We start from the raw sequence: 4650 nt of genomic DNA, 5'->3' as shown, positions 1-4650 counted from the left end.
ATCGAGAAGACGTCCTCAACAGGCATCAGGAACGGCTGGTCAACAGGACGCTCAGGCTGCGGGATATATGCATCGACCGCTTCCATCAGCTTGACGATCGCGTCGTGCCCGATTTCACGGTTCGTGTCCTCAAGTGCAGCAAGCGCAGAGCCCTTGACCACTGGGATGTCGTCGCCGGGGAACTCGTACTTCGACAGAAGTTCGCGGATCTCCAGCTCAACGAGCTCAAGCAGTTCAGGATCGTCGACCTGGTCAACCTTGTTCATGAACACAACAAGCGCCGGAACACCAACCTGACGCGCAAGCAGGATGTGCTCGCGCGTCTGAGGCATCGGGCCGTCAGCCGAAGACACCACGAGGATCGCGCCGTCCATCTGCGCCGCGCCCGTGATCATGTTCTTCACGTAGTCAGCGTGGCCGGGGCAGTCAACGTGCGCGTAGTGACGGTTCGCCGTCTCGTATTCAACGTGCGACGTCGAGATCGTGATACCACGCGCCTTCTCTTCAGGCGCCTTGTCGATCTGGTCGTACGCCGTGAACGAAGCGCCGCCAACTTCCGCAAGAACCTTCGTGATCGCTGCTGTCAGCGACGTCTTGCCGTGGTCAACGTGGCCGATCGTACCGATGTTACAATGCGGCTTCGTCCGCTCAAACTTTTCCTTCGCCATCTTGCGGCTCCCTGAAAACAACTCGACCCGGGGTCGAATAAATTCCTGAATGATGAAGCGTAAGCCAACCGCTTATGCGTATTTGGCCTGAACCTCCTGAGCAACCGCCGACGGGACCTGCTCGTAATGGTCAAACTGCATCGTATACGTCGCGCGCCCCTGGCTCATGGAGCGCAGGGTGTTGACGTAGCCGAACATGTTGGCGAGCGGAACCATCGCATCGATGACCACCGCGTTGCCGCGCATGTCCTGCCCCTGGATCTGACCGCGACGGGAGTTGAGGTCGCCGATGACCGAACCCGTGTAGTCTTCCGGCGTCACCACCTCGACCTTCATGATCGGCTCGAGCAGCACCGAACCGCCCTTCTGCAGGGCCTCGCGCAGTGCCGCGCGCGACGCGATCTCGAACGCCAGCGCAGACGAGTCGACTTCGTGGAAGGCGCCGTCGATGAGTTCGATCTTCAGATCGACCACCGGGAAGCCGGCGAGGATACCTGCACCCAGCACGCTCGCCAGGCCCTTTTCCACACCAGGGATGTATTCCTTCGGAACCGCACCGCCGACGATCTTCGACTCGAAGGAGTAACCCGCACCCTGCTCGGCCGGCTCAACCACGATCTTCACACGCGCGAACTGACCCGTACCGCCGGTCTGCTTCTTGTGCGTGTAGTCGACATCGACCTTCTTCGAGATGCGTTCACGATAGGCCACCTGCGGCGCGCCGACATTCGCGTCCACCTTGTAGGTGCGACGCAGGATGTCGACCTTAATGTCGAGGTGCAATTCGCCCATCCCCTTGAGAATGGTCTGGCCGGATTCGGCGTCGGTCGACACGCGGAAGGACGGGTCCTCGGCAGCGAGCTTGGAGAGCGCGATGCCGAGCTTCTCCTGATCCGCCTTCGACTTGGGCTCGATAGCGATCTCGATGACGGGCTCGGGGAACTCCATGCGCTCCAGGATCACCGCCTTCGTCGGATCGCAGAGCGTGTCACCCGTGCGCACTTCCTTGAGGCCGGCAAGGGCCACGATGTCACCCGCATAGGCTTCCTTGATGTCTTCGCGGTTGTTCGCGTGCATCAGCAGCATGCGGCCGATGCGCTCCTTCTTGTCGCGCGTCGAATTGAGCACAGAGTCGCCCGCCTTCAGCACACCCGAATAGATGCGCGAGAAGGTGATGGTGCCGACGAAGGGGTCGTCCATGATCTTGAACGCCAGAACCGACAGCGGCTCCTCGTCCGACGGCTTGCGCTCGACCGGCTCTTCCGTCTTGAAGTCAATGCCCTTGATCGCACCGCGATCGATCGGCGACGGCAGATATTCCACCACTGCATCCAGAAGCGGCTGGATACCGCGGTTCTTGAAAGACGAACCGCACAGCACGGGGTGGAAGGCGCGCATCTGCACGGCCTTGCGCACAAGCCTGCGCAGCGTCGCGTCGTCCGGCTCCTGGCCTTCGAGGTAAGCGGCCATGGCATCGTCGTCGAGTTCGACGGCGGCTTCGATCAGCTTCGTGCGATATTCGGCCGCCTGTTCCTTCAGCTCGGCCGGAATCTCGCGCTCCTCGGAGTTACCAAGGGCCTCGGGGTAGAAGATCGCCTTCTGGGTAATCAGGTCAACGACGCCGATGAAGTCGCCCTCGGAACCGATCGGAATCTGCAGCAGCACGGGCTTGCCGGCCACGCGGTCGATAATCGAGTCCACGCTCTTGAAGAGGTCGGAGCCGATCTTGTCCATCTTGTTGACGTAGACGATACGCGGCACGTCGTACTTGTCAGCCTGACGCCACACGGTTTCCGTCTGCGGCTCCACACCCTGGCTGCCGTCGAGCACGCACACCGCGCCGTCGAGCACGCGCAGCGAACGTTCGACCTCGATCGTGAAGTCGACGTGCCCGGGCGTGTCGATGATGTTCAGGCGATGCCCCTTCCAGAAGCACGTCGTCGCGGCAGACGTGATCGTGATGCCGCGCTCTTGCTCCTGGTCCATCCAGTCCATGGTCGCCGCACCTTCGTGCGTCTCACCGATCTTGTGGTTCTTGCCGGTGAAAAACAGGATGCGCTCGGTCGTCGTCGTCTTGCCGGCGTCGATATGCGCCATGATTCCGAAATTACGGTAATCTGCGATTGCGTGCGTGCGGGACATCGTCGTGGCTCCGTTAGACCCGGTTCTTTACCAGCGGTAATGCGAAAAGGCGCGATTGGCCTCCGCCATGCGATGCGTGTCTTCACGCTTCTTGACGGCGTTGCCACGGTTGCTCGAGGCATCCATCAGCTCGGCCGACAGACGCTCCACCATTGTACGGTCGTTGCGTGCACGCGCGGCCTGGATGAGCCAGCGGATCGCCAGCGCCTGGCGGCGTTCGGTGCGAACCTCGACCGGAACCTGATAAGTGGCGCCGCCGACGCGACGGGAACGGACCTCGATGGCCGGCGACACGTTGTCAAGCGCCTGCTTGAAAACGGCGAGCGGCTCGGTCTTCAGCTTCTGCTCAACGACATCGAACGCGCCATAGACAATCGTCTCGGCTGCGGACTTCTTGCCGTCACGCATGATGGAATTCATGAACTTGGTCACGACGATATCGCCGAACTTCGCGTCCGGGATGATCTCTCGTTTTTCCGCGCTATGGCGACGGGACATCGGCTTTCGCTCCGCCTAACTTTGAATGATAACCGAGCCTTGCTGCGATTATCCGAACTACACTGGGATGCACGGCCCCGGGGAGGCCAGCTACATCTTACTTCGGACGCTTCGCACCGTACTTCGAACGGCGCTGCTTGCGGTTCTTGACGCCCTGCGTATCGAGGACGCCGCGCAGAATGTGGTAACGCACACCCGGAAGATCCTTCACGCGGCCACCGCGGATCATGACCACGGAGTGCTCCTGAAGATTGTGACCCTCGCCAGGGATGTATCCGATCACCTCGAAGCCGTTGGTCAGACGGACCTTGGCCACCTTACGAAGAGCCGAGTTGGGCTTCTTCGGCGTCGTCGTGTAGACGCGCGTGCACACACCCCGCTTCTGCGGGCAGGCCTCAAGGGCAGGAACCTTGTTCCGGCTTTTCTGCGCCGTCCGCGGCTTGCGGATCAGCTGGCTGATCGTCGGCATACTCTTCTTCTCTCGCTTTCAACCGCGGGACGGTCAACAACCATCCGCCTGGCCGGCCGTAGGCCGTGTTATTTCTCCGAACCCGGCATCTCTCAGAACCCGAAAGCCCTGAATACCCTGAAATCGCCGCACCGCCGCGACCAGAACCGCCGACAGCAATGACCATCGACAGACAACGCGCAATTGTGCCTGAAACCCGATGGTTTCAAGCACTTGCGCAGGCAGAGGACCGAACGTTTGCCCGGTCATGCTCCAGATCTGACTATCAAGCCATACTTGCGGCCAGTCGGTGCTAGAAACGGCAACGTTTAGGGTTCGCCCATCAAGGCTCGGCGCCTCGAACCAGAACACCTACGGCTTACCGAAAGTCGAACTTCTTTACATTCAGATTCGGCGTCAGTCAAGGCCCATGACTCTTACGAAACCATGAATCTTCAGAGACACCGCCGGCTGTTTCGCATTGCCGGCGCCCCACCTGCCGCCGGCTACCAGAAACGACATCGCCCGGCGTTGCCGCAGTGCCGGCAATACCAGGCGTTGGAGGTTCCGATATGCAAGTTCCTGCCGGATGGCAGGAGTGGAGGGACTCGAACCCCCAACCCCCGGTTTTGGAGACCGGTGCTCTAGCCAGTTGAGCTACACTCCTAAACGATTGCCCGATTCGCTCCGGGCAACAGAAGCGGCGCAGCCGCCGCTTCCTTGTATCGCATCGGCCTCGAAAGCGCATCCATCAAAAACGCGCTTTCGACAGACCGGTCATCACTCGATGATTTCGGCGACGACGCCGGCGCCGACGGTACGGCCACCTTCGCGGATAGCGAAGCGAAGCTTCTCTTCCATCGCGATCGGAACGATCAGGTGCACTTCCATGGA

5 protein-coding genes and 1 tRNA gene are annotated in these 4650 nt (G+C 60.8%); all 6 read right to left on the bottom strand.

Going from position 1 to position 4650, the window contains the following annotated elements:
- Positions 1-668 (bottom strand): GTP-binding protein (locus ACFFJ7_RS15605; protein ID WP_377593499.1); only part of this gene is annotated, 668 nt, incomplete at its 3' end.
- A 72-nt stretch (positions 669-740) separates the two neighbouring features.
- Positions 741-2810, bottom strand: a complete 2070-nt coding sequence (gene fusA, locus ACFFJ7_RS15600) for an elongation factor G (protein ID WP_377593497.1) — start codon at positions 2808-2810, stop codon at positions 741-743.
- Between the two features lie 27 nt (positions 2811-2837).
- Entirely contained in the window at positions 2838-3308 is a 471-nt protein-coding gene (rpsG, locus tag ACFFJ7_RS15595; RefSeq protein ID WP_166949826.1) for a 30S ribosomal protein S7, read from the bottom strand.
- 97 nt (positions 3309-3405) lie between these two features.
- Positions 3406-3777, bottom strand: a complete 372-nt coding sequence (gene rpsL / locus ACFFJ7_RS15590) for a 30S ribosomal protein S12 (protein ID WP_009764294.1) — start codon at positions 3775-3777, stop codon at positions 3406-3408.
- Positions 3778-4346: 569 nt separating this feature from the next.
- Positions 4347-4423 (bottom strand) — tRNA-Trp (locus ACFFJ7_RS15585).
- A 113-nt stretch (positions 4424-4536) separates the two neighbouring features.
- The coding region (locus tag ACFFJ7_RS15580) for an EF-Tu C-terminal domain-related protein (protein ID WP_446686882.1) at positions 4537-4650 on the bottom strand (114 nt) is incomplete at its 5' end.

Origin of the sequence: Pseudochelatococcus lubricantis, from assembly GCF_042432495.1 — a bacterium.
GTDB classification, from domain to species: domain Bacteria; phylum Pseudomonadota; class Alphaproteobacteria; order Rhizobiales; family Beijerinckiaceae; genus Pseudochelatococcus; species Pseudochelatococcus lubricantis.
This window is presented reverse-complemented; position numbering and strand designations above follow the sequence as displayed.